Annotated in this window: 24 protein-coding genes and 1 tRNA gene; 2 read left to right on the top strand and 23 right to left on the bottom strand. The window is 32.7% G+C overall.

The annotated features are described in order from the left end of the window. Position 1: 1 nt before the first annotated feature. The 7 genes from Q3V94_RS09915 to Q3V94_RS09885 are packed head-to-tail and all read right to left on the bottom strand — an operon-like array spanning position 2 to position 7,749. The gene (locus Q3V94_RS09915) at positions 2-1,966 is read right to left on the bottom strand and encodes a chemotaxis protein CheA (RefSeq protein ID WP_303527307.1); all 1,965 of its coding nucleotides are present in this window, start codon (positions 1,964-1,966) and stop codon (positions 2-4) included. 2 nt (positions 1,967-1,968) lie between these two features. Further along, positions 1,969-2,745: a protein-glutamate O-methyltransferase CheR gene (locus Q3V94_RS09910; protein ID WP_303527306.1), complete on the bottom strand. Its 777-nt coding sequence runs from the start codon at positions 2,743-2,745 to the stop codon at positions 1,969-1,971. Continuing rightward, entirely contained in the window at positions 2,745-3,782 is a 1,038-nt protein-coding gene (locus Q3V94_RS09905; RefSeq protein ID WP_303527304.1) for a chemotaxis response regulator protein-glutamate methylesterase, read from the bottom strand. The genes Q3V94_RS09910 and Q3V94_RS09905 overlap by 1 nt, the downstream gene beginning before the upstream one ends. Before the next feature lie 2 nt (positions 3,783-3,784). Continuing rightward, positions 3,785-4,273: a chemotaxis protein CheD gene (locus Q3V94_RS09900; protein ID WP_303527302.1), complete on the bottom strand. Its 489-nt coding sequence runs from the start codon at positions 4,271-4,273 to the stop codon at positions 3,785-3,787. Positions 4,274-4,290: 17 nt separating this feature from the next. Beyond that, positions 4,291-4,737, bottom strand: coding sequence for a chemotaxis protein CheW (locus Q3V94_RS09895; RefSeq protein WP_303527300.1), 447 nt, complete (start codon positions 4,735-4,737; stop codon positions 4,291-4,293). Positions 4,738-4,742: 5 nt separating this feature from the next. Further along, on the bottom strand, positions 4,743-6,464 hold the full coding sequence (locus Q3V94_RS09890; protein ID WP_303527298.1) for a DUF342 domain-containing protein: 1,722 nt from the start codon (positions 6,462-6,464) through the stop codon (positions 4,743-4,745). Next, positions 6,457-7,749, bottom strand: a complete 1,293-nt coding sequence (locus Q3V94_RS09885) for a phosphatase PAP2 family protein (protein ID WP_303527295.1) — start codon at positions 7,747-7,749, stop codon at positions 6,457-6,459. Before Q3V94_RS09885 ends, Q3V94_RS09890 begins: the two co-directional genes overlap by 8 nt. A 165-nt stretch (positions 7,750-7,914) precedes the next feature. Here Q3V94_RS09885 and Q3V94_RS09880 point away from each other — a divergent pair. Next, positions 7,915-8,011: transfer RNA gene (locus Q3V94_RS09880), tRNA-Sec, on the top strand. 42 nt (positions 8,012-8,053) lie between these two features. Here the strand turns inward: Q3V94_RS09880 and selB are convergent. The 4 genes from selB to Q3V94_RS09860 all read right to left on the bottom strand — a co-directional run bounded on the left by selB (position 8,054) and on the right by Q3V94_RS09860 (position 13,056). Next, the gene (gene selB / locus Q3V94_RS09875; protein WP_303527292.1) at positions 8,054-9,961 is read right to left on the bottom strand and encodes a selenocysteine-specific translation elongation factor; all 1,908 of its coding nucleotides are present in this window, start codon (positions 9,959-9,961) and stop codon (positions 8,054-8,056) included. Between the two features lie 15 nt (positions 9,962-9,976). Beyond that, a complete protein-coding gene (gene selA, locus Q3V94_RS09870; protein ID WP_303527289.1) occupies positions 9,977-11,362 on the bottom strand; it encodes an L-seryl-tRNA(Sec) selenium transferase in 1,386 nt (461 codons plus the stop codon). Positions 11,363-11,376: 14 nt separating this feature from the next. Further along, a complete protein-coding gene (gene selD / locus Q3V94_RS09865) occupies positions 11,377-12,408 on the bottom strand; it encodes a selenide, water dikinase SelD (RefSeq protein WP_303527286.1) in 1,032 nt (343 codons plus the stop codon). Positions 12,409-12,483: 75 nt separating this feature from the next. Beyond that, entirely contained in the window at positions 12,484-13,056 is a 573-nt protein-coding gene (locus Q3V94_RS09860) for a ComEA family DNA-binding protein (RefSeq protein ID WP_303527285.1), read from the bottom strand. 111 nt (positions 13,057-13,167) lie between these two features. On the opposite strand from Q3V94_RS09860, the gene Q3V94_RS09855 reads away from it, so the two are divergent. Beyond that, the gene (locus Q3V94_RS09855) at positions 13,168-14,394 is read left to right on the top strand and encodes a D-alanyl-D-alanine carboxypeptidase family protein (RefSeq protein WP_303527283.1); all 1,227 of its coding nucleotides are present in this window, start codon (positions 13,168-13,170) and stop codon (positions 14,392-14,394) included. Positions 14,395-14,418: 24 nt separating this feature from the next. Here the strand turns inward: Q3V94_RS09855 and Q3V94_RS09850 are convergent, their stop codons facing one another. The 12 genes from Q3V94_RS09850 to Q3V94_RS09795 form a co-directional block, all read right to left on the bottom strand. Beyond that, positions 14,419-14,802 carry a RidA family protein gene (locus tag Q3V94_RS09850; protein WP_303527281.1) on the bottom strand — a complete coding sequence of 128 codons (384 nt, stop codon included), beginning with the start codon at positions 14,800-14,802 and terminating at the stop codon, positions 14,419-14,421. Positions 14,803-14,816: 14 nt separating this feature from the next. After that, positions 14,817-17,285: a leucine--tRNA ligase gene (leuS, locus tag Q3V94_RS09845; protein WP_303527481.1), complete on the bottom strand. Its 2,469-nt coding sequence runs from the start codon at positions 17,283-17,285 to the stop codon at positions 14,817-14,819. Between the two features lie 275 nt (positions 17,286-17,560). Beyond that, on the bottom strand, positions 17,561-17,902 hold the full coding sequence (rsfS, locus tag Q3V94_RS09840; RefSeq protein WP_008908695.1) for a ribosome silencing factor: 342 nt from the start codon (positions 17,900-17,902) through the stop codon (positions 17,561-17,563). Between the two features lie 56 nt (positions 17,903-17,958). Continuing rightward, positions 17,959-19,143, bottom strand: coding sequence for an LCP family protein (locus Q3V94_RS09835; protein ID WP_303527276.1), 1,185 nt, complete (start codon positions 19,141-19,143; stop codon positions 17,959-17,961). After that, positions 19,144-19,710 carry a bis(5'-nucleosyl)-tetraphosphatase (symmetrical) YqeK gene (gene yqeK, locus Q3V94_RS09830; RefSeq protein ID WP_303527273.1) on the bottom strand — a complete coding sequence of 189 codons (567 nt, stop codon included), beginning with the start codon at positions 19,708-19,710 and terminating at the stop codon, positions 19,144-19,146. 4 nt (positions 19,711-19,714) lie between these two features. Continuing rightward, positions 19,715-20,317: a nicotinate-nucleotide adenylyltransferase gene (gene nadD / locus Q3V94_RS09825; protein WP_303527270.1), complete on the bottom strand. Its 603-nt coding sequence runs from the start codon at positions 20,315-20,317 to the stop codon at positions 19,715-19,717. A 75-nt stretch (positions 20,318-20,392) separates the two neighbouring features. After that, positions 20,393-20,686 carry a ribosome assembly RNA-binding protein YhbY gene (gene yhbY, locus Q3V94_RS09820; RefSeq protein ID WP_008908691.1) on the bottom strand — a complete coding sequence of 98 codons (294 nt, stop codon included), beginning with the start codon at positions 20,684-20,686 and terminating at the stop codon, positions 20,393-20,395. Between the two features lie 10 nt (positions 20,687-20,696). Further along, positions 20,697-21,965 (bottom strand): GTPase ObgE, encoded by a 1,269-nt coding sequence (obgE, locus tag Q3V94_RS09815; protein WP_274768128.1) that lies wholly within the window; start codon positions 21,963-21,965, stop codon positions 20,697-20,699. 4 nt (positions 21,966-21,969) lie between these two features. Further along, positions 21,970-22,533 (bottom strand): Spo0B domain-containing protein, encoded by a 564-nt coding sequence (locus Q3V94_RS09810; RefSeq protein WP_008908689.1) that lies wholly within the window; start codon positions 22,531-22,533, stop codon positions 21,970-21,972. 57 nt (positions 22,534-22,590) lie between these two features. After that, a complete protein-coding gene (gene rpmA / locus Q3V94_RS09805) occupies positions 22,591-22,857 on the bottom strand; it encodes a 50S ribosomal protein L27 (RefSeq protein WP_008908688.1) in 267 nt (88 codons plus the stop codon). Between the two features lie 34 nt (positions 22,858-22,891). After that, complete coding sequence (gene rplU / locus Q3V94_RS09800; protein WP_008908687.1) at positions 22,892-23,203, bottom strand: 50S ribosomal protein L21; 312 nt, start codon at positions 23,201-23,203, stop codon at positions 22,892-22,894. Positions 23,204-23,322: 119 nt separating this feature from the next. After that, positions 23,323-24,645, bottom strand: coding sequence for a ribonuclease E/G (locus tag Q3V94_RS09795; RefSeq protein ID WP_303527263.1), 1,323 nt, complete (start codon positions 24,643-24,645; stop codon positions 23,323-23,325). Between the last annotated feature and the right edge of the window lie 2 nt (positions 24,646-24,647).

The following is a 24,647-nucleotide window of genomic DNA, read 5'->3' as shown; positions in this document are numbered from 1 at the left end:
CTTATACTAAGGCTGCAACATCTAATATTAGAGTTACCAATCCATCTCCTAATATAGTTGCGCCAACATATTCTTTTTGTTTTTGCAATAACTTCCCTAAAGGTTTTATAACTATTTCCTGCTGTCCTAAAAGGGAATCCACCAATAGTCCCACAGTTTTTTCTCCAACCTTTACGATAACACAGAATTTTTCTTCTAATTCTACCTCCATTAAGTTTAATTTTTCAGAGAGTCTAATTAAAGGAATAACATTGTTCCTGTAGATTATTACCTCTTTATTATTGGATATTTTTATTTCACTAAGATTTATCTTAATAACCCTATCTATAAAGCCTAAGGATATTGCAAATGTTTCTTCTGAAACCTTTACCAGTAGGGCTTGTATTATAGACAATGTTAATGGAAGCCTTATTATAAAGGCTGTTCCCTTTCCAACTTCACTTTGAACCTCAATGCTTCCACCTAATGAAGTTATCTTTGTTTTAACGACATCCATTCCAACGCCTCTACCGGATATGTCTGTAACCTTTTCGCTGGTGCTAAATCCTTGAAGGAATATGAGGTTTCTTATATCCTGCTCTGACATACCATCAGTATTTATGCCAAGCTGATTTGCCTTTTTCTTTATTTTATTTACATCAAGACCCCTTCCATCGTCTTCTACTTTAATAACGGCTTTATTTCCTTCTTGGTAAGCAACAAGCTTTACAGTCCCCTTTGAGCTTTTTCCCTGTTTTATCCTCTCTTCAGGTGTTTCAATGCCATGATCTATTGCATTTCTAAGAAGGTGAACAAGGGGTTCTCCTATTTCATCGATAACTGTTCTGTCAAGTTCTGTATCCTCGCCCTTCATAACAAATTCTATTTCCTTTCCAAGTTCCTGGGCAAGGTCTCTAACCATCCTTGGGAATCTATTAAATACCTTTTCTATTGGGAGCATCCTAACCTTCATTACAAGATCTTGAAGATCTGTCGTTATTCTTCCAACTTGTTCTAATGTTTCATGTAGCTCCTGAGACTTAAAGTCTCTGCTTATCTGCTCCAGCCTCGTTCTATGGATTACAAGCTCCCCAACTAAATTCATGAATTTATCAAGTCTTTCAAGATCAACTCTTACTGATTGGGATACCTTTTTTGTGTTTTTATCTTCTTCTTTTACTTCTGAAGTATTTACAACATCTTTTTGTTTATTTTCCTCAACTTTTTCTACTGTTTCTTCCTTCCTGTCATCCTTCTTTATTTTTACCCTTTCAACCTCTACCTTTTCAACTTCAGAGATACCCTCTATCTTTGATTTAATATCCTTTTCACTCTTTTGGGTTATAAGTATTAAATAGAATTGGTTTTCAAAGTTTTCCTGTTCAAGATCCTCAATTGAAGGAACTGATTTTATAATCTCTCCTAATTCTTCAAGGGTTTTATATACTAAAAATGCCCTTGCAGATTTTAATATGGAGTCCTTATATATTGTAACATTTATCTTTAAAACATTATAGTTCTTTTCAAGGGCGCTTTTTATAATATCTTTATCATATTCATTAAATTCTATTTCTAGCTCTACTTTTTTCTCTGTAATAGATGCAGCTTTTCCTTTTTCAATGTTTTTAAGGGTCTCAATTATTTCTTCAACCTCTGCATCTTCAGTCCCTTTTTCCCTTATATTTTCAATCATTTCCTGAAGCTTATCTACACATTTAAATAATAGTGTTATAATATCAGAATTAACATTTAATTGGTCATTTCTAATTTTATCAAGGACATTTTCCATCTTATGGGTTAAATCTGCTACCCTCTCAAAGGCCATGCTGGCAGCCATTCCCTTTAAAGTATGGGCAGCTCTGAATATTGAGTTTATAATTTCCTTATCATCTGGATTTTTCTCAAGGGATAAAAGGCCTTCATTTAACCTTTGAATATTTTCTTCTGATTCTTCAAGAAATATATCAAGATATTGTGACATATCCATAATTACACGCCTCCTGGTTTTCTATATATAAATGTTGACGCCTTTTCAAATCCAAGTTCCCTATAATTATATATGCTCTCGGTTGCCCCTACAAACAAAAGCCCTCCCGGGTTCATAGCTTCATAAAACTTTTTATATATCTGATTTTTTACCTCCTGTGTAAAGTAGATGACTACATTTCTACAAACAATAAGGTCAAAGCCTGTCTCATATTTGTCTAATATTAAATCATGATGCTTAAAGGTTACTCTATTTTTTATAGCATCCTTCACAATATAATTATCGCCTTCAATAGTAAAATATTTATCTAAAATTTCTTTGTCCACATTTCTTACATCTTGGGGCTTATATACACCTTTTTTAGCAACCTCAAGAATAGTTTTATCGATATCTGTAGCTATAATTTGATGCCTCTTGTTTGGAGTCAATCTATCCATTATTATGGCTAAAGTATAAGGCTCCGCGCCGTTTGAACAAGCTGCACTCCAAATTTTTAATATTTTTTTATCAGGATTTAGTAATTCTTTGATCTTCTTCTCAAGGTCCATAAAAAGATCCTTATTTCTAAAGAATTCGGAAACATTTATAGTTAAGTGATCCAAAAATTTTTTACTTAGATTGGGATCTGTTTTTAATTTTAAAATAAAGTCATCTTCATTTGTTGCGCCGGCCCTAGTCATAAAGCTTTCAATTCTTCTCGTTAATTGCTTTGATTTATATGCACTAAGATCAATTCCGTATTGTTTAAAAACAAATGTTTCTATTTTCTTAAAGTCCATCAACTTCTCCCCCGAATAATTTTTACTATTTCTTCTGCTATTTGGTAGTCTGGCATTACGTAGTCGACGCATCCTGTTTCGATGGCTGCCTTAGGCATACCAAATATTGTGGATGTTGCTTCATCTTGTGCAATAGTTATTCCGCCTTTTAACTTGATAGCCTTTATTCCTTCTGCTCCATCCCTTCCCATTCCGGTTAAAATTACTGCAAGATTATTTTCACCAAATTCCTCTGCCGCAGATAGAAAAAGCTTATCAACTGCAGGTCTAACACCATGAATTTGAGGTGACAAATCAAGTTTTATTTGCTTGTTTTTAACGAACATATGGAACCCGCCTGGAGCAATGTATACAACGTTTGGTTCTATTTTATCGCCATCCTTTGCCTCTATGACTTTTAAATTGCTGTATTTATCTAATCTTTCAGCAAAGGCTTTGGTAAAACCAGCTGGCATATGCTGAACTACAAGAAGGGGAACCTCTAAATCCTTTGGAAGCTTAGTTATTAATTCAAATAAAACCTTTGGCCCACCAGTTGAAGCACCAATCAAAACTGCTTCATATTTTTTCTTATTATATGCACTTTTGTTTATCGGAGAAAATTTATCAATAGCCTTTTCTCTTTTTAGTTTTTTTCTAAGGTGAACCTTTGCATATCTTATTTTCTCTACTAAATCCTCCTTAACCTTATCTATATCAAGGGAAATAGAACCGGAAGGTTTTTGAATAAAATCAAAGGCCCCAAGCCTTAAAGCCTCAATAGTTGTCGATGAACCCTCAGAGGTTAAGCTGCTTAACATAATAACTGCAACATTACTATCCTTGATCTCCCTTAAAACTTCTAATCCGTTTTTGTTTGGCATTTCAACGTCAAGCGTTATAACATCAGGATTTAATGAGTTTATCTTTTTTATTGCATCCAATCCATCCCTTGCTGTATCGAGAACTTCCATGTCAGGTTGACTGTTTATCATATCTGTAATCATTTTTCTCATGAAGGCTGAATCGTCTACAACTAAAACCTTAATTTTATCCATAACTACAGCTCCTTCGTTCCTTTTCCTACTGTCCTTATATAGACCTTTCCAGTTTCTGCGTCTATTATCATAGTTCTTCCGTAGTTTCCTCCCAGGTCTTCAGCAACTACTTTGATATTTAGCTTTTCCAATATTTCCTTAACAGCCCGAGCATTTCTATTTCCAATGTCCATCAGTGGAGATTTATCGCTAGTTTGAAACATGCTGGCTCCACCTGCAATTTTAGCGGTAATATTAGTTTTTTTAGCTCCAAGTTCTAACATCCTATCAAGAAGCATTGGTATGGCAAGATCAGCATATTTCATCGGATTGGTATTATTTGTAAACTTAGAGCTTTCTGGTAGCATAATATGAGCTAAACCGGCAATTCTTTTTATTCCATCATAAAGAGCAATGCCTACGCATGAACCTAATCCAATAGTTATTAGTTTATCAGGTGGTAAGGCTGTATTCAAATCCCCTATGCCAACCTTAATTTCCTTTGATTCCATATTATCTACTCCATTTTTTAGTTTAGTAAGCTGTCGATATCATCTTTACTTAAAATTTTATCTGGATTAATTTCTAAAATAATTCTACCGCTAAGTTTAATCATGTTTTGAATATATCTATTTTTTGAAGCTGTAACAATATCAGGTGAAGTCTCAATGTTTTCATTTCTTATATCTGAAACCTCTAATACAGTATCCACTAAAAAGCCAACTGTTTTTTGATTGCTCTTTACTACTATGATCTTTTTATCGGATGATTCATTGTAATCCATGTTAAATTTCCTTTTTAAATTAATGATAGGTAAAATTGATTCTTGATAATTTATAACTCCTTCAACATAATAAGGAGCCTCAGGGATCTTTGTAGGTTCAACATAACCTAATATTCTCTCAACATGTTGAATATCACAGGCAAACTCCTCGTTGCCCAGCTTAAAAATAATAACCTTCCTTTCCAACTGCATCACCCCTATAATTTTAGTTTTTCTACAATGAGTTCACCCTTTTCGATGTAGGCCTTTAAATTTTTTACAGGATATTCTATTTTGTAGGTTATATCGTCAAATTGGATTAATGTGTTTTGAAAGGCAACCCTTGCTTCTATAATTCCATGTTTTGATGTTTTTAGGATCGTTACAACCCCTGCGCTTGAACCTACTTCAGATGCCTTAATTGCCTTTTCCGCAACCATCTGGCCTCCTCTAAATATAGCCTTGTCGGAGATAAACCTTATTTGATTTTTAGCTACTATATTTGTATTATAGCAACCTTGTCCAGTTATTTCTACATCGTTGCTGGCAAAAATTTTCGAATTTTGACAATAGGAAACATAAACATCTGCTGGAGTGTTAAGAAGTTGAAAAGTATCGATAAAATTTCCCACTTCCTTAAGCATATTAGTCAATCCATCATAGTCCAAAAGATCATTATTCTTAATCATTAAAATATAATTAAATAATTTTTTCCAGTTAACATAAATATCATTATGAAAACCTGATGAAATAAACTCATCGTTCTTTATGATCTCCTGCATTTTATTAGGAAACTTTGATTCAATGATAAGCATTAAAACGCGTCCAATATTTTTATCGATCTTTATTTTGCCAAGCTTTATAAGTTCCGTTAAAGCAATTAGAGAAGTTTTAAGAATATCATATACATCTTTTATCAACTTAAGGGCCTTCTCATTGTTTATTTGATTACACCCTGCTATTAAATTTGATGAAATTACATTTTTCTTAACCACAATATTGCCATTTGTTGCAATCTCTGCTTCAAGGACATCGCCATGGATTATAACATTGTTTCCTGCTCTTATTTTGAATCCTTCTTTTACCGTTCCCACTACTTCAACATTCCCATCAAATTTTATGTTTCCTGTCTTTATATCAACATCTCCATTTATCCTTAATACTTCAAATACACATACCTTTCCTGATTTAACCTCTGGCATACCTGAAATTTCAGCATAGGCTTTATTTTCATTTACAACACATCCTGGTCCCGATAAAAGCCTTTTAACAACCCTTTTTCTTGGCTTAACCGGTCGACCGTAAACGTCAAAACCTATTGACCCGTCTCTCCCGTCAAATTTTTCTGCAAGGACATCTCCCTTTTCCACATATTCGTATGTTATTCTATTAAAATAATCTACTTTTATTGCATTTTCAACATCTTCTTCATTTTTATTGCCAAAATAGTAAACAATCCTATCATCCTCAGGTTCTTTGATTTTCTTCCCCTCAGCAACAAGGAATCTGCCCCCATCTATTGCCCTTTCTATTTCTTCTTTTTTAATTCCATAAATAATATTTTTTTCCCTTAGGCTTTTTTCTATTTCTTCCCTTGTGAATTTCTTTATGCTCTTATGTTTTATTTTCCCAGTTATAAATAATTCATGCTGGGGTTCCATATCCTCTATTTCATATTCAATATATGGCTCATAGGAAATATCTATATAAACTTCCATAGCATCTTCCGTAACGTAAATGTTCAAATTTCTTTTTCCCTCTATTATTTTGGGGACAACTTTAACTATATCTTCTTTTTTTACATGGCACTCTCCGTCTATCTTTTTTTCATTTATATAAACCTCAACACCTTCTCCAACTATAATTTTAGGCGGATTTTCCCCATCAACATAAATTATTTTTCCTGATTTAATTCCTATTTTTCCTTCACTATTACTCATTAAAATCCCCCCTCCTGCTAATGCCCCTTAGCAATATAATTGAAGCAGAATAATAAACAACAGCAACTATCCAACCAGCTAAAACATCGCTTAAGTAATGAACACCTAAATAGATTCTACTAAAACCCACTAAAACTGCTAAAAGCAAGACTAACCCCTTATATAAATTTTGATGTTTAAACTTAAAGACATACTTAATCAAATAAATTATAAATAAGGATAATGTTAAAAAAATCATTGCATGTCCACTCGGAAAACTATAGCCAGCTGCATCTATTAGCCTAAAATTATAAGGTCTTTGCCTTTTAAATAAGGATTTTAAATATTCGTTAAATATCCAAACTATAAAAATGTTTGCTCCAAAATAAAGGGATAGCACTTTATAATTCTTTGCTAATAATATTATCGTAATAATTAAAGTTAAAATTAATACCGTCCAAAAATTACCAAGGAATGTAATTGCTTTAAAAAGTCCATCTAAAAATGGATTTCTTAGCGCAAGAATAAACTTAAATATATATGCATCGTATCTTTCAAACAAATAAAAACTATGATCTTCAATTAAATCAAAAATAAGCATCAAAATAAACAATGATAATAAAAATGTGGCAATCATGTAATATCCAATCTTCTCTAAAATCCTGTATTTTTGCAATCCTTTGTAAACATTTTCTACTAAATTTTTTATATTAGAAAATAATTTTATTTTATTCAAGTTTAGTCTATCCTTCGATATTTTTATGCTATAGAAGGCTAATAAAAATATAAAGGTGATTCCAATTGTGATGTATTCAAAATTGTTTTTTATAAACTTATCTGCATCCTTAAAGAAAAATATCAACGTTGCTTCTAAAAAGAACCTCATTCCTCTTCCGATTATCGACGCAATTACAAATACGTTTTTTCTTATCCTAAAGACTCCAGCTGAAACAGTAAAAATTTTATATGGAATAGGTGTAAATCCTGCAATTGCAACAGCCCATCCGCTATATTTATTGAAATACTCTTCAACCTTTATTATTTTTTCCTGTGAAAACCACCTTTTTAAAAAAGGGCGCCCAAGTTTATAACCTAAAAGATATCCAAACATACCTCCTAAAACAGAAAAAACAGTAGTTATTGCAGCATAAAAAAAAGCCAAACTTTTGTTAACTAACATCATAGGTATTAAAACAACATCTGGAGGAACAGGAAAAAAAGATGACTCTGTAAAGGAAAGAACTGAAAGTCCAACTATACCAAATTTACTTATAAAATTTATAAAACTTTCCAAAAACTTTTCCATGTCTTTTCACCTCAGTTTATAATTGACATATAAAATTATAGCATAAATTTGAGTTTTATTAAAATATAAAATAAAAAATATTTTTTAACTGAGAATTATTTATAGACCCAATTAACCAGTTGACAATAATATATTTTTTTAATAGAATATAACTTGTCGGTTCATGGGGGTGGATAGGTGCTGGTGTGCCTACCGGTCTTCAAAACCGTGTTGACGGGCTGAAACCCCGTTGGGTGGGTTCGATTCCCACACACTCCCGCCATAAGATAAAGCCTGATGTCTTAAGACGTCAGGCTTTTTTAATTTAAGCCAATACCCTTTGATCTTCTATTCTTTTGGTAAGCTTTATTGAATCGAAATATTCAAGTATTGCTACTGCATACTTTCTGCTGGTTGAAAGCATATCCCTATATTGAGCTGCGGTTATACTGCCTTCCCTTTTTATAAAATCTATTAGCATGTCCTTTGCCCTTTCATAATCTTGAGCTTTTAAGTAAATTTCCTCATTAATTTTAACTAGTGTCCCTAAATCAACTAAAGCTTCAAATACCATTTTTGCATCCCTTTCATCCCTTCCAAACCCTTTTATCAAATCTTCAGGTTTTGGAGGTTGATATTTCGCTTCTTCAAAACGCATTAAAATTTCTTGTTTTATATTTTCTTGTTTTTGATTAAAACAAATATTGAAATCCTTTAAAGATATATAAATGTTTTCAATCTTTATTGTATCATCGCATAAAAGTTCTAAGATCTTATCATAAATCTTTTGTTTAATATTTTTGCCAAAAACTTTAATCTTTAACTCTTCCTTAGTTATTCCAAATTTCAATGGATTTATCCTATGATAATCTGCTAAAATTTGTGCGATATTTTTCTTTATTTCTTCCAAATAGGTCTTATGCAGATAAACTTCCTCATCACCTATATTTAACTTTATGATTTTTTCTTTTCTTATCAAGGTTTCCAATATATCGTCCAAATTGCTGTAGTTTTTACCCGAAAGCTTTATAATATCGTTTATGCCGATAAAGTCCTTGCTGTTATTTTTAATAGTTTGTTCTATTATTTCGATAGGGTCACCCTTTTCCTTTAATAAAAGCTCATTAATAACCTTTTCATCAAAGGCTTTATGCTTAACTGGATTTGGATCAAGGATAGTTCCTCCACCGACAGTAATCATTGGAGAGTATGTCCTTATGACATATTTATCTCCCCTTTTTGCCGCTATAGGGGATTCTAATCTTATTTGAATTAGAGCTGTTTCTCCAGGATTTATCACTTCTTTATCTAATATATATACCCTACCTAAAAGCTCGCTAGTGCCATGATATATCCTTATTCTATCCCTATTTTCAAGGGGATAGGGTGCATCCTTAAGATAATTTAGTCTACAGTCTAGCATCATACTAACTTGAAGGGAGTTGGGTTTAGATAAAACATCTCCCCTTTCAATATCTTCCTTTTTTACATTTGCAAGATTTATAGCTACCCTTTGACCTGCATAGGCAGTTTTAACGGATTTTTCATGGACTTGTAATCCTCTAACTTTTGTTGTTATTTCTTTAGGATAAATAGAACATATATCCCCTTCGTATATCGTCCCTGATATTAATGTTCCTGTAACTACAGTTCCAAAACCGCTTACGCTAAAAACTCTATCTATCGGCAGCCTAAAATCAGTAAAAGTATCTCTATCCTCCATATCCTTTGTAAGTTCATCTATGGTTAGAGCTAATTTTTCTAAACCTTCTCCAGTATAGGATGATACAGGTATAATTGGTGCATCCCTTAAAAACGTATCACTAATTTCTGTTTTTATATCCTCAATAACCATCTTTAACCATTCTTCATCTACAAGATCCTTTTTGGTAACAACAACAATGCCCTTTTTTATATCCAAAAGATTGAGTATATTTAGATGTTCCCTTGTCTGGGGCATTATCCCCTCATCAGCTGCTATTACTAAAAGAACGATGTCTATTCCAGTTACCCCTGCCAGCATATTTTTTATAAATTTTTCATGTCCAGGAACATCAACTATTCCTGCCCTTCTTCCTGAAGGCAAATCAAAATAGGTAAAACCTAAGTTTATAGAAATACCTCTTTCCTTTTCCTCCTTTAGAGTATCTGTATCTCTTCCTGTTAGGGCTTTAATTAGAGTAGTTTTTCCGTGATCTATGTGTCCTGCTGTTCCGATTATAACATGCTGCATATATTCCACCCCTGATTATAAAATTTTATTCAATGAATCAACAATAATATGAAAATCATCATCAAATAATGTTCTAACATCAATAATAATATTTTCTTTATATATTCTAACTATAATTGGAACTTCCTGCCTTCTTAGTTCTAACTCTACATCTTCAATTTTCTTAAACTTAGGTTTTATTGTAATTACATATGTTGTAATGGTCTCAAGGGGCATTGCTCCTCCACCAAATTGTGATACATCCTTTTCGATATTAAGTTCCGCCCTATCTGAAATTATTTTCTTTAATTGACTATAAAGTTTTTTAGCCCTTTTTTGGATTAACTCAATATTCATAGTCATCATTCTAAGAGCAGGTATTTCCTTTATTGCCCTTTCTTCATCTAAATAAAGCTTAAAAGTTGCTTCTAGAGCAGCTAAAGTCATTTTATCAATTCTTAATGCCCTTGTTAATTGATTTTTCTTCATCCTATCTATTAAATGCTTTTTGCCTACAATTATTCCTGCCTGTGGGCCTCCAAGGAGTTTATCACCGCTAAAGGTAACTACATCTGCCCCCCTTTTTATGCTCTCCTGAACAGTAGGCTCATAGGGAAGTCCATACTTTGAAAAATCTATCAATACACCGCTACCTATATCTTCAACAACTGGAAGATTATATTTTTTCCCTAATTCCACAAGCTCCTCAAGGGAAATTTCCTTAGTAAATCCAAGTATCTTAAAATTGCTTTGGTGAACCTTTAGGATAAGGGCAGTATTTTCATTTATTGCATTTTCATAATCGTAAAGATGGGTTTTATTGGTTGTTCCAACTTCAACAAGTTTAGCCCCACTCTGTTCCATAACTGCAGGAACTCTAAAGGAACCACCAATTTCAACCAATTGGCTTCTTGAAACTATAACCTCTTTTCCCTTAGCAAGAGTTGACAAGACCAGCATTACTGCTGCTGCATTATTGTTTACTACCATCGCTGCTTCAGCACCAGTTATTTTGCAAATGATTTCTTCCACATGGCTGTATCTTGATCCCCTCTCACCCTTTTCAAGGTCATATTCTAAATTGTTATATCTTGATGCTACCTCAACAACTGCATCAATCGCATCCTTTGATAAAACTGCCCTACCTAAATTGGTATGCAAAATAGTTCCCGTTGCGTTTATAACCCTTTTTAAGTGATTTTTGCTTTTAACATTCAAAAGTTTTATTATTTTATCTATTACATCATCATAAGTAAATTCTTCTATATTTCCATCTAATATATCTTTTCTATAGCTATCTAAAATTTTTCTTATAATGTCAATTTTTAAATTCCGCGCAATATCAAAGTCCTGTATTCTATCATCAGATAGAATCCTATCAACCTTAGGCAGCTTTGATAAAAGTAGATTCTTATTTTGCATCCTTTTGCCTCCTATTAATTTATAATAATATGATAATCCTTAAACTTTTCAACATATCCAGCTACATAAGCATCTATTCCATTTTCAATAAGTTCACTTAATAATTTTAGCCCTTCCCTTTCCGGTAGTGAATACATAAGTCCTCCAGAAGTTTGTGGATCAAATAAAAGATCAAGAACATAATCTTCAGTTGTATTATTCTTATATTGATCGTTCAAATAGTTTTTGTTTCGATATGTTCCAGCAGGAATTAAACCCATTTTAGCGTATTCTACGGCACCTTCAATATATCTTATATTCTTGCTTATAATATTTATAGTAACATTACTTCCCTTTGCCATTTCAAAAGCATGTCCTATAAGGCCAAAGCCTGTAATATCAGTGCAGGAATTAATAGAATATTTTTCTGCAATCTCAGCTGCACCTTTGTTAAGCATAGCCATATATTTTATCGCTTCATTTATTTCCTTTTCGCTGGCTAACTCTCCCTTTATTGCTGTGTTTATAAGCCCTGTTCCTATTGGCTTTGTTAAAATTAATATATCTCCTTCCTTTGCATTGGAATTGGATAAAACCTTATTGGGGTGGACAATTCCCATTACCGAAAGGCCATATTTAGGTTCATCATCGTCAACGGTATGCCCACCTACGATTATTGCTCCAGCTTCTTTTACTTTATCTGCTCCTCCCCTTAAAATTTCACCCAAAATTTCCATATCCTTGCACTGTGGAAAGGTAACGATGTTTAATGCCAAAACTGGTTTACCACCCATAGCATAGACATCGCTTAAGGAGTTTGTTGCTGCAATTTGTCCAAAGGTATATGGATCATCAACCACAGGGGTAAAAAAATCCAAAGTTTGAATGATGGCAATTTCATCGCTTATCTTATAAACTGCTGCATCATCAGATGTATCATATCCTACTATAAGATTTTCATCATAAAATTTAGGCAATCTTGATAATATATCCGATAAGGCCTCCGGCCCAATTTTCGCAGCTCATCCAGATGCTTCAACCATTTGAGTTAGCTTTATCTTTTCCATTTCATCACATCCTTCCTATATTCATTAATCCTATCCTCATGATAATTTTAGCCAAAAATGCACATATGTTCAATATTATCTTACTGTTATTTTATCCTTTATATTTTCAAACATCTTATCTCCAATTCCGCTAACATTTTTAATATCCTTTATATCTCTAAATGGCCCATTTTTTTCTCTATATTCAATAATTCTTTGGGCTATGGCATCACCAACTCTTGGAAGCGTCTTTAGCTCTTCAAGTGTTGCTGTGTTAATATTTATCTTTGAACTTATTGTTTTACCTTGACTATTGTTTAATAAGCCTTCAATTGAAGGAACAAATATATAGTCTTCATCCTTTAATTTCATAGCTAAATTTAGGTTTTCCTTTGCTGCCTTATCAGTAAATCCACCTGCAATATCTATTAACTTATACAATCTTTCTCCTTCAATTAAAGTATATACCCCCGGTTTCTTAACCTCCCCACATATATACACCTTTATCTCTTTAATATCATTTTCGTTTTGTTCTTCTTGAAGCCTTGAAGTTTTAATAACCATCATCTCGTTTTTTCTTTTATCCTTGTAATAATAAAAAGAGGTTATAAAAAGGATAATAAAAAGGAAAACAGCCAAGCCTATTTTTTCTCTCCTTGTTAAATCCATGAACATCACCCCAAATAGAATATTGACAAAAATTAATTCATTTAAACATTGAATAATTATATAGTTTTTTGTTAAAATAAATTTGTTTATGAATGACGGAAGGAGATGTTTATGAAAAAATATGCTGTATTAGTGTTAATGTTAATATGTATTTTCTTTAACATTGCAAATGTAAATGCTTCCATAAATGTTGATGCTGAAGGATGTGTGTTGGTAGACTTGCAATCGGACAAGATACTTTTTGAAAAAAATAAGGATCTAAAGCTTGCACCAGCAAGCACAACAAAAATAATGACAGCTCTTTTAACAATTGAAAAATGCAACTTAAACGATAAAGTCATTATAGGGAAAAAGCCTCCCTTTGCAGATGGAAGCAAAATTTATCTCATAGAGGGCGAGGAGTTAACGGTAGAACAGCTTCTAAATGCCCTTTTGATTGAATCAGCCAACGATGCTGCCCAGGCCCTTGCAGAATATATTTCCGGTAGCGAAGAAGAATTTGCAAAATTAATGAATCAAAGGGCTGTAGAATTAGGCTGTAAAAACACTCATTTTGTTAATGCTTCAGGGCTTTATGATCCTAACCATTATACCAGCGCATATGACTTATACCTAATAACTAAAAAAGCCTTCGAATATCCAAAGTTTAGAGAAATAGTATCGAAAATTAGATATGAAATTCCACCCACCAACAAACAGCCCCAAACCCGATACCTTTATAGTCATAATAAACTTATTAATGGCAATAGAAGATATCGGTATCAGTGGGCAGATGGTGTTAAAACTGGATATACGATAAAATCAAAACATGCCTTTGTAGGTTCTGCAACTAAGGATGGCAGAACCCTAATAGCTGTAGTTTTAAAAAGCAATGCCCAATATTATAACGATATTATCAAACTTTTTAATTACGGTTTTAACGATTTCCAAACAAAGCTGATTTTAGATAAAAACACAGCTGCCACTCATATAATTATAGATAACAAATCTATTCCCCTTTATCCAGCTGAAGATATATATATTACATTAAAGAAAAATGATAATTTTAATGATATAGAAAAAAAGATTAATGTTGTTTCTAATATAGAAAAATTTACAAAAGGTGAAACCTTAGGTTCTGTAGATATTTATAAAAATAATAATCTTCTTAAATCCGTTCCCTTAATTGCAAATGAAGATTTTGGTAGTTTGTTTTATGATCTTAAATATGTTGAAACTGGTAAATACAAGAAAAGACCTTCAAACTGGATTGTAATTCCTACTATAATAGTCGTAACCCTATTCTTTTATAAAAAGTTTAAAAGAAAAGGAAAATTTAAAATAAAAAAAGGAAAGTAAAGGGATAGACCCTTTACTTTTTTATTATCTTGCAATGGCAATCGCTTCAATTTCAATTAGCGCATCCTTGGGCAGCCTTGCAACTTGAAAGGCTGATCTTGCTGGCATCTTTTCTTTAAAATATTCAGCATAAACTTCATTTACACTAGCAAAATCATTTAAATCCTTCAAGAAAACTGTAGTTTTAACAACATCATCAAGGCTTGAACCAGCTGATTCTAATATCGCCTTTATGTTCTCCAAGCACTGTTTTGCAGCAGCCTTTATATCGTTATTGATAAGGTCTCCAGTCTTAGGGTCAATAGGAAGCTGGCCTGATGTAAAGATAAAATCGCCAGCCTTAATACCTTGGGAATATGGTCCAATTGCTGCTGGAGCATTAGTTGTAGAAAGAACAACCTTTTCCATAACTTTACCTCCTTTTATTTAACCACAATATTAACAAGTTTTCCAGGAACAACTATTTCCTTTACAATTGTCTTTCCTTCTATGAAGGATTTAATCTTTGAATCTTCCTTTGCAGTATTTAATATTTCTTCATTTGATGCATCAACTGGAACTATGAGTTTTCCTTTTACTTTACCATTGATCTGAACAACTATTTCAATTTCATCAACTTCAAGAGCATCTTCATCGTAATCTGGCCATCTTTGCTCATGGATGCTGCCAGTCTTTCCTATTCTTTCCCAAAGTTCTTCTGTTATGTGTGGAACAAAAGGTGCTAATATAAGCAGCATCTTTTCGATTGCCTCAGCAAGAACATCGTAATTTGGATTTTCAATGTCTTTATATTGATACATTGCATTTACAAGCTCCATGACTGCACTTATTGCTGTATTAAAATTGAATCTTTGTGCTATGTCTTCTGTTACCTTTTTTACTGTATAATGGGCAATTCTTCTCATTTCTTTATCTTGTTTTGTTAACTTATTTACATCCAACTTATTTGCCTTTTTAATCATCGGTTCCAGCTCATCAACCAATCTCCATACTCTATTTAAGAACCTAAAGCATCCTTCTACTCCTTGATCGCTCCATTCAAGGTCCCTTTCTGGCGGTGCTGCAAATAAGATGAATAATCTTGCTGTATCTGCTCCATAATTTGCTCTTATTTCTTCCGGGCTTACAATGTTGCCCTTAGACTTTGACATCTTTGCCCCGTCCTTTAAAACCATACCTTGCGTTAAAAGGTTTGTAAAAGGCTCATCAACTGGTGAAATTTTAAAGTCATATAAAGCCTTTGCAAAAAATCTTGAGTATAATAAGTGAAGTATTGCATGCTCTACCCCGCCTACATACTGGTCAACAGCCATCCAGTATTTTGCCTTATCATAGTTAAAGGCTTCTTTATCGTTATGGGGGTCGGTATATCTAAAGTAATACCATGAAGAACATACAAATGTATCCATTGTATCTGTTTCTCTTGTAGCTCTGCCTCCGCACTTAGGACAAGTTGTATTAAGGAAACTTTCTGATGTAGTAAGTGGTGATTCCCCTTTACCTGTAAATACAACATCCTCTGGCAGCAATACTGGCAGCTTATCCTCTGGAACTGGAACTTCACCACATTTTTCACAATAAACTATCGGAATTGGTGCTCCCCAATATCTTTGTCTTGAAATCAGCCAATCCCTCAATCTAAAGTTTACCTTTTTTATTCCATAATTATTTTCTTCTATAAACTTTACAATTTCACCATAGGCTTCAGAGTTTCTCATTCCGTTAAATTTGCCAGAATTAATCATTATTCCCTCGCCTGTATAAGCTTCTGTTAGGGTTAAGCTTTCATCTCCATTGGGTGATATTACAACCTTTATTGGAAGATTATACTTTTTAGCAAATTCAAAATCCCTTTCATCATGGGCAGGAACTGCCATAACTGCACCAGTTCCATAATCTAAAAGAACATAATTGGCTATCCAAATTGGAATTCTTTCATTGTTAACTGGATTTATTGCGTAGGCGCCAGTAAATACACCTTCTTTTTCTGTTTCATTTGATGTTCTTGTAATTTCATTTAAATACTGCATTTTATCTACAAACTCTAATACTTTTTCTTCATATTCTGTTCCTTTTACAAGCTCCTTAACAAGCGGATGTTCAGGAGCAAGAACAACATAGGTTACACCAAATACGGTATCAGGCCTTGTTGTAAATATTGTAATCTTTTCTTGTCTTCCTTCAATAGCAAAATCTATTTGGGCACCTTCGCTCTTTCCTATCCAGTTTTCCTGCATTATCTTAACCTTGTCAGGCCAACCCTTTAATTTTTCAATGTCCTTTAACAGTCTATCTGCATAATCGGTGATTTTAAAATACCATTGCTCTAAGTTCTTTTTGCCTACAGCAGTTCCACAACGTTCACATTTACCATTTACAACCTGCTCATTAGCGAGAACAGTTTGGCAGGATGGACACCAATTTACAAAGGACTTTTTCTTATACGCTAAGCCGTTTTTATACATTTGAAGGAACATCCATTGAGTCCATTTGTAGTAATCCGGCATACAAGTTTTAACTTCTCTATCCCAGTCGTAGCTAATTCCAAGTGCTTTTAATTGTTTTTCCATCTCCTCCATGTTATTTATTGTCCAATCCTTTGGAGGAATTCCGTGTTTTATTGCTGCATTTTCAGCTGGAAGGCCAAAGGCATCAAATCCTATTGGATGTAAAACATTATATCCCTGCATCCTTTTAAATCTTGCAATAACATCACCTATGGAATAATTCCTTACGTGGCCCATATGTAATTTTCCAGATGGATATGGGAACATAACTAGCATGTAATATTTTTCCTTATCTGAAAAATCCTCACCATGAAAATTATTCTTTTCTTCCCAAATCTTTTGCCATTTCTTTTCAATTTCTAAAAAATCATAAAAAGCCATGATTCCACCTCCTAAAGTATTATATAAATAAAGGGGTTCTCCATCCCTTTTTAGGGACGGGGAACCCCGCGGTACCACCCTAATTGGCCATAGGCCCTCTCGTTTAGATAAAGGTCTCCCTGCATATTGCTAAAAAGGCGAGTTCAATAAGCCGTGCTTACTGGTTTGCACCCTCCACCAGCTCTCTGAAAGCCGTGCCTATTTACTACTCCTTTTAATATGCTATCAATATTCAATTATGGTATATTATAAATTAATATTTAAATTTTGTCAAAGTTTTATACATTTACTGCAATTGCATCTGCCCAGAGCCTTTCTATATCATAAAAGTCCCTGTCCTCTGTATAAAAGACATGCACAATTATATCACCATAATCTAATAAAACCCATCTTGCAGAATTATATCCTTCCTTATGCCTTACGTAAAACCCCTTCTCCGAAAGCTTTTCTTCTATTTCATCGGCTATTGCCTTAACTTGGACTGTAGAAGTTCCGCTACATACTACAAAATAGTCTGCGATTGGGCTTAAATGGGATACGTTTAATATCCTAACATCCTTAGCCTTTTTATTTAAAGCAGCATTAGAAATATAATAAGCTAAGCTTGCTGAACTTTTCAAATTATAACCTCCTCATTTTATCTTAGTATATTTTATGTTTTATTATGACATTAGTTTCATTTAATAGCGTCTGTCCCAAGTATAATTATAATTTCATTTTCGTTATCTTTCAAATAATTTACTTCTCCAATTTTTAAAAATTCCTTAATCTTGTGGGCAATTTCAACATTTGATGTTTGTATTTCTGTTTTTTCATAGGCAACTGAATAATTTCCAGTCTTAATATTTTTATAACCTAATTGTGATAACCTTTCTTTATATTTCTTTGCAAGTCCATTAACATTTGTAGAATTTAAAATAATTATTTTTAAATCATTATCTTTTTTAAAATATGATAGAACCTCTTTATTTTTATCCTCATCATATATATAATATGAAATCCCCGAAATATATTTAGGTTCCCCCTTTAATGTCTCACTTTCAATAGAGTCAGCATGCATTCCGATAGCCTTATAGGCATAATAAACCATCAATTTAGGTGGAATATTCGTTTTAGTCCATCTTACAACTGTATTCAACAAATTGGGAATTCTAATTATTCCTTCCGGAGTCTTAAGTTTCATAAGAATAAGCTTTAAAAATTCCTGTTGAGTTGAGATTCTTCCTAAATCCCCCGTTGCATATCCAGTCCCATCGTTGTTTTTTCTCCATCTTATAAATTTTTCAGCAAGCTCCCCATTTAAGTGGACCTTTTCTCCCTTTTTAAAGTTAATATCGAGATCATAGGATTTATAATGCATATCCCTCGGAATTACTACATCAACTCCACCTATGGCATCTATTGCCCTTCTAAAGCCTTCATAGTCTATCTCAACATAATAATCTATATGGACATTTAAAAAATTTTCTACTGTTTTAATAGTTAGTTCCGTCCCCCCGATGGAATGGGCAGAATTTATTTTACAATAATCGCCGTTAATTTTTACCCTTGTATCCCTAGGAATAGATAAAATAAAGGCTTTATTTTCATTTGGATTGTAATTTACCAGCATTATTGTGTCAGAACGAGTATGAGATGATTTTTTATTTTTATAATCTCCTGCATCAACGCCTAATACCAATATATTAACAGGTTCGTTATAACTTAATTTTGTCCCTTTAAAATCATCATTTGACATTTTATTAAGCTGGTAAAAACCATATCCAAAAGCTAATCCAATAGAGGAAATAAAGAAAATTAATAACATTAAAAAAAATTTTTTTACACTTTTCTTTCTAGCCCTTTTAGTCCTTTTGTTCATCTATTTTCCACCTTTCATTAAAAGCCAATTTCTAAATTCAATAGTCAAGGGATGGATAGGAAGATTTCTATTAATAACATAAGTTAGTGTGCTGTTACAGGACATTAAAAGCGCCTCTTCAAAATTTTCAAAGGCTTTTTTTCTTATTTCTTCAACGCCTTCAAAATTACGATCAATAGATATAAAATCTGCAAGGTAAATTATTTCCTCAAAAGTCGTCATATCCTTTCTTCCAGTTGTATGATAGTATATTGCATTGAAAACATCCTCGTCATCAATCCCAAATTCAAATTTACTCAAATATGCTCCTACAGGACCATGCAAGAGAAAAGGCTGTATTTTCTGTATTTCATCAACAATTATACCATATTTATAAGCTTTAATTAACAATTCATCATCCCTTAAATTTTTTGCACAGTCATGTAGTAATGCGGCTATCTTTATTTTTTCTAAATCAACATTGAAATTTTTACCAAGTTCTATTGCGGCTTTTAAAACATTCTTTGAATGAATATATCTTTTTTCATCTAGCATTTCCTTTAATTTTTGTTCTATTTTATGAATCATGTTATCAATCTCCTCTATATAGGTCATTTTTTTGGATATAATCAATAACTTTATCCGGAAGCAAATACTTTATACTTTTTCCTTCGTTTATTCTTTTTCTTATTTCAGTTGAAGATATTTCTATATTTGGAACTTTTAAATATATAGCTTCTCCATCAAATTTATTACATTTTTCCTCAATCAATTTTAACATTTCTCTCGATTCTACATTTCTATTTACTACTACAAATTGTGCCATTTTAAAAACTTCCTTTACATTTTTCCAGCTGTCTATTTCTAAAAATGCGTCGTATCCAATAATAAACCTAAATTTGTTTACATAATATATTTTTTGTAATTCTTTTAATGTATCGTATGTATAGGAATAATCTAATCTTTTTATTTCTATATCGCTTACCTCGAAATAGGGGTTATCCTCTATTGCAAGTTTAACCATTTCGAATCTATGTTTCCCTTTAACAACTCCTATGTCCTTATGGGGTGGAACACCGGTTGGGATAAAAATTATCTTATCCAATCTCAAGCTTTCCAAAACTTCGTTTGCAATGATTAAGTGTCCCAAATGAATTGGATTAAAGGTTCCTCCAAATAAGCCTATATTTTGCAAATGGCATCACTCCAAATTAAAATTCCAAATGTTATTATATCATAAAAAATCCCTTAAGGATAATTCCTTAAGGGACTAATTTGGAAAATTTATTTGAGGTTTTTTGTCGTTTCGTCTATAAATTACAAATTTGTTTCCTATAACTTGAACCGGCTCAGCTTTTAAACTATGGCAAACATCTTGGCATGTTTCATAAGGATCTAAAAGACTATTTTTTAAAACGGTTATTTTGATTAATTCACGGGCAGTTAAGGCTTCATCTATTTGCTTTAATACCGCCTCATCTAATCCATTTTTGCCTATCTGGATAATCGATTCAATATTATTGGCAAGGCCTCTTAAATAGCTCCTCTGCTTTCCTTTCAGCATATATTCACCTCTATTCGACGAATTCAAATTCAAAATCATTCATCCTTACTATATCTCCATCCTTAATTCCCATTTGCTTTAATTCTTCGATAATACCTTTTCTTTCTAATACCTTATGGAAGTATTTTAATGACTCAGAATCATAAATATTAACGCTAAGCAGCAGTCTATCTACAAAAGATCCAGTTATTTCGAATGCGCCATCATCTGCCCTCTTAATAGTATATGTGAATTTCTTGTCTTCAGGGATATAAAATTCACCTAATGGTTCCTCATCATAAGGTGCATTTTCTAAAACCTGTCCTACATACTGCATAAGTTCTTTAAGGCCTTGATTGGTTGCTGCTGAAATTTTAAAGACCTTTATTCCATGTTTATCCATTTCAGCCTTAAGCCTTTCAAAATTTTCTTCTGCACCAGGAATGTCCATTTTGTTAGCTGCTACTATTTGAGGCTTCTTAGAAAGTTTTTCGTTATATAATTTTAATTCTTCATTTATCTGATAAAAGTCTTCAATGGGATCTCTTCCTTCTATTCCCGAAACATCCACAACATGAATAAGCACCCTTGTTCTTTCAATGTGCCTTAGAAAGTCTATTCCCAAGCCCGCTCCTTCATGGGCGCCTTCAATAATTCCAGGAATATCAGCTAGAACAAAGCTTTTAACTCCTGGAAGATCTACAACGCCTAAATTAGGAGTTAAAGTTGTAAAATGATAGTTGGCAATTTTAGGTTTTGCCCCTGTAACCATCGATAATATAGTTGACTTTCCAACATTCGGGAATCCAACGAGACCAACATCTGCTAATAATTTGAGCTCCAAAACGATCCATCTTTCTTCGCCAGGCATTCCTGGTTCAGCAAAGTTAGGAGCTTGCCTTGTAGGGGTTGCAAATTTCGTATTTCCTCTACCTCCGCGTCCTCCCTTTGCAACAACTGCCACATCTGATTCATCCTTAAGATCTGCTATAATTCTATTAGTTTCTGCATCCTTTATGACTGTTCCTGGTGGAACTTTAATGACTAAATCCTCTCCATCCTTACCAAACTTGTTGTTCGTTCCCCCATTTTCTCCTGACATAGCTATATATTTTTTCTTGTATCTAAAATCTAAAAGAGTTCTAAGGCCTTTGTCGACCACAAAAATTACATCTCCGCCTTTTCCTCCGTCTCCTCCATCTGGTCCACCAAACGGAACATATTTTTCTCTTCTAAAAGATACTGCTCCATGTCCTCCGTCTCCGGCTTTGACATATATTTTAGCAACATCTACGAACATATAATCACCTACTTTTTTCAATACTCACTTCCAAAAGAAAGGAGTTTCCAAATTCGTAAAGCCTTAAATTTAAACCATCTATTTTATATGGCGTTTCATAATTGGTAGACTTAATTTTTTCCTTTAGGCCAGTGTTATAAAAGTCGATTAAGTATGCCTTATCATCTTCGCCTATTTCAATGTAGAGTTTTTTACTAACGTTATTGCCTTTTAAGCCATTAAGCAAATACTTTTTAATGTTTTCAAACAATGTTAGTATTTCGTTTTTATTTTTTGTAAAAACTTCAGTTGGTATGTAATCAATATTTGTTATTATTTCATAGTCTGCCCCGATTTTTTCTACTTCCATTATTATGTCCTGCATAAGCAGAGAAATAAAGGGATTTTCGAGGTTATAAATTAAACTTAAACTAAACATATTTTTATTTATTTCTTTCATATACTCAATAGCCTTATCCGGTTTATTTATCTGTAAATAAGCATATATAACCTGGAGAGTATTCATAAAATTATGTCTTAATAATCTTAGCTGTTTAACTGTATATTCGACTAATTTTTCTTCATCCATAAAATCCACCTCTATTAAACCACAAAAATGCACCCTTAAGGGTGCATTTTAATCTAATTATTGAACAGCTTCTTGTGGATATACACTTACCTTTTTTCTGTCTCTTCCTAATCTTTCGTATCTTACGATTCCGCTTACAAGAGCAAATAAAGTATCGTCCTTTCCTCTTCCAACGTTTGCTCCTGGGTGAATCTTAGTTCCTCTTTGTCTTACAAGTATATTTCCCGCTAAAACGAATTGACCATCATGTCTTTTAATCCCCAGTCTTTTGGATTCACTATCTCTACCGTTCTTGGAACTGCCGACACCTTTCTTATGAGCCATTTATTACACCTCCTTTGAAGGCCTTCTATTTCAATTATGCTTCGATTTTTTCAATCTTAATTTGAGTATATGGTTGACGGTGACCTTGTTTTCTTCTGTAATCCTTTTTCTTCTTAAACTTGAAAACGATTATCTTCTTTGCCTTTCCGTGCTTTACTACTCTTGCAGTCACCTTAGCACCATCAACGAATGGTTTTCCAACAACTAGCTTGCCATCCTTTGAAACTGCAAGAACTTCCTTGATTTCTACTGTTGAATCAACATCTGCAGCAAGCTTTTCAACAAATAGCACGTCACCTTCTTGAACCCTATACTGTTTTCCGCCAGTCATTATTAATGCGTACATTCCTTTACACCTCCTCAACCGAGACTCGCCGCAATCTAGGCAGGTCTTACCTTTTAGCCCGTTGCGAGCGGTTTACAAAGCAATTCTAACATAATACCCTTAGTTTGTCAATGGACAATCTAATTTTTGAATTCATAATTTATGACATTTGGTTCTATTAAAAATTTTAATTCTATATCCCACTCTTTTTTTAATTTATCCTTAAAGCCAATCTTTTCTGATAATTCAAATGTAGTTTGTGGAATGGATACGACAAATTCTTTTTTAAAAAACTTTTCCTTGTTGTAGAGGCATTTATTTTCAATAAGCTTTAAAACATAACTTGGATTTAAAATATCCTTATAATAATCGTAATAGATTAGTTCCTTCAGTTTCTTACCCTTTCTTGCCCTTGCAAGCTCAAGAACTCCTAATTTAGTCCAACCGTAAATCCTGCTTATATTATTATCGTTTTTTGACAGTTCCATAATAAAATTTAATAGTTCTTGTTTTTGCTTATTTTCTACATCCACAAAGTCGATAAATATAATTCCTCCTGTATTTCTAAGCTTTAAAAGTCTAAATATCCTTTGGGCGGCCAATTTATTAAATTCCATCAATGATTTAATTTCAGCATTATGATAATCTATATTTCCTGAATTAACATCTATTATTGTAAATGCCTCTACTTCATCCATCACGATATTGGCTTCACCTATCAAGAAGTGCTTCCTTTTCATGGTATCCAAAATGCAATTATCGATGGTGTTAATTATATCTATACTTACGTTAAAGTTTTTGACGTCGATGTATTTTTGAAATAAAGATTTATCCTTTTCCTTTGAAAAATAAAGTTCTATGGATTCTTTTCCATTAATGTGATCATCTATCAGTTTTGAAATATAATCTTTTGACTTCATCAAAAGACATGGAGCCTTTATGTAGTTTGCTTTGTCTTTAATATTCTCCCACTTTTCTATTAAAGAATGATATTCATTTATTAACTCTTCAGTATTAAATTCTTCAGCTTCAACTAAAACACCATAATTTTCTTTTATGTTATTTTCAAACATTGATTTTATTTTCTTGTAAATTTCTTTATTTGGTGATTTTATATCTTTTATGCCCACTAACAAATGTAATTTTTTCCCAGGAAATAATATTCGACTGGAAGCTTTATGAGCTTTTTTGCCTTCAGAATCCCTCTTTATTTGCACTATTATTTCATCGCCAATTTTTAAATTTGGAGCTTCTTTTAAATCTATAAAGGCATTTTTGATTTCGCCTATATTTAAAAAGGCTATGTTTAAATAAGCGTTAATGTTCTCTACCCGTGCTTTATATATGTTTCCCTCTAATTTTTTATATGAAATATCTTCAATATAAATATCAATTAGTTCCTCATCTTCAAAAACTAAAAACCTATTTTGTGTTATTCCAGTGTCAACAAAAATTTTCTTCAATC

The sequence above is a fragment of the Caloramator sp. CAR-1 genome (assembly GCF_030546345.1).
GTDB lineage: Bacteria > Bacillota > Clostridia > Clostridiales > Caloramatoraceae > Caloramator > Caloramator australicus.
Note: the sequence above shows the minus strand (reverse complement) of the source record. Positions and strands in the feature narration are given on the sequence as shown.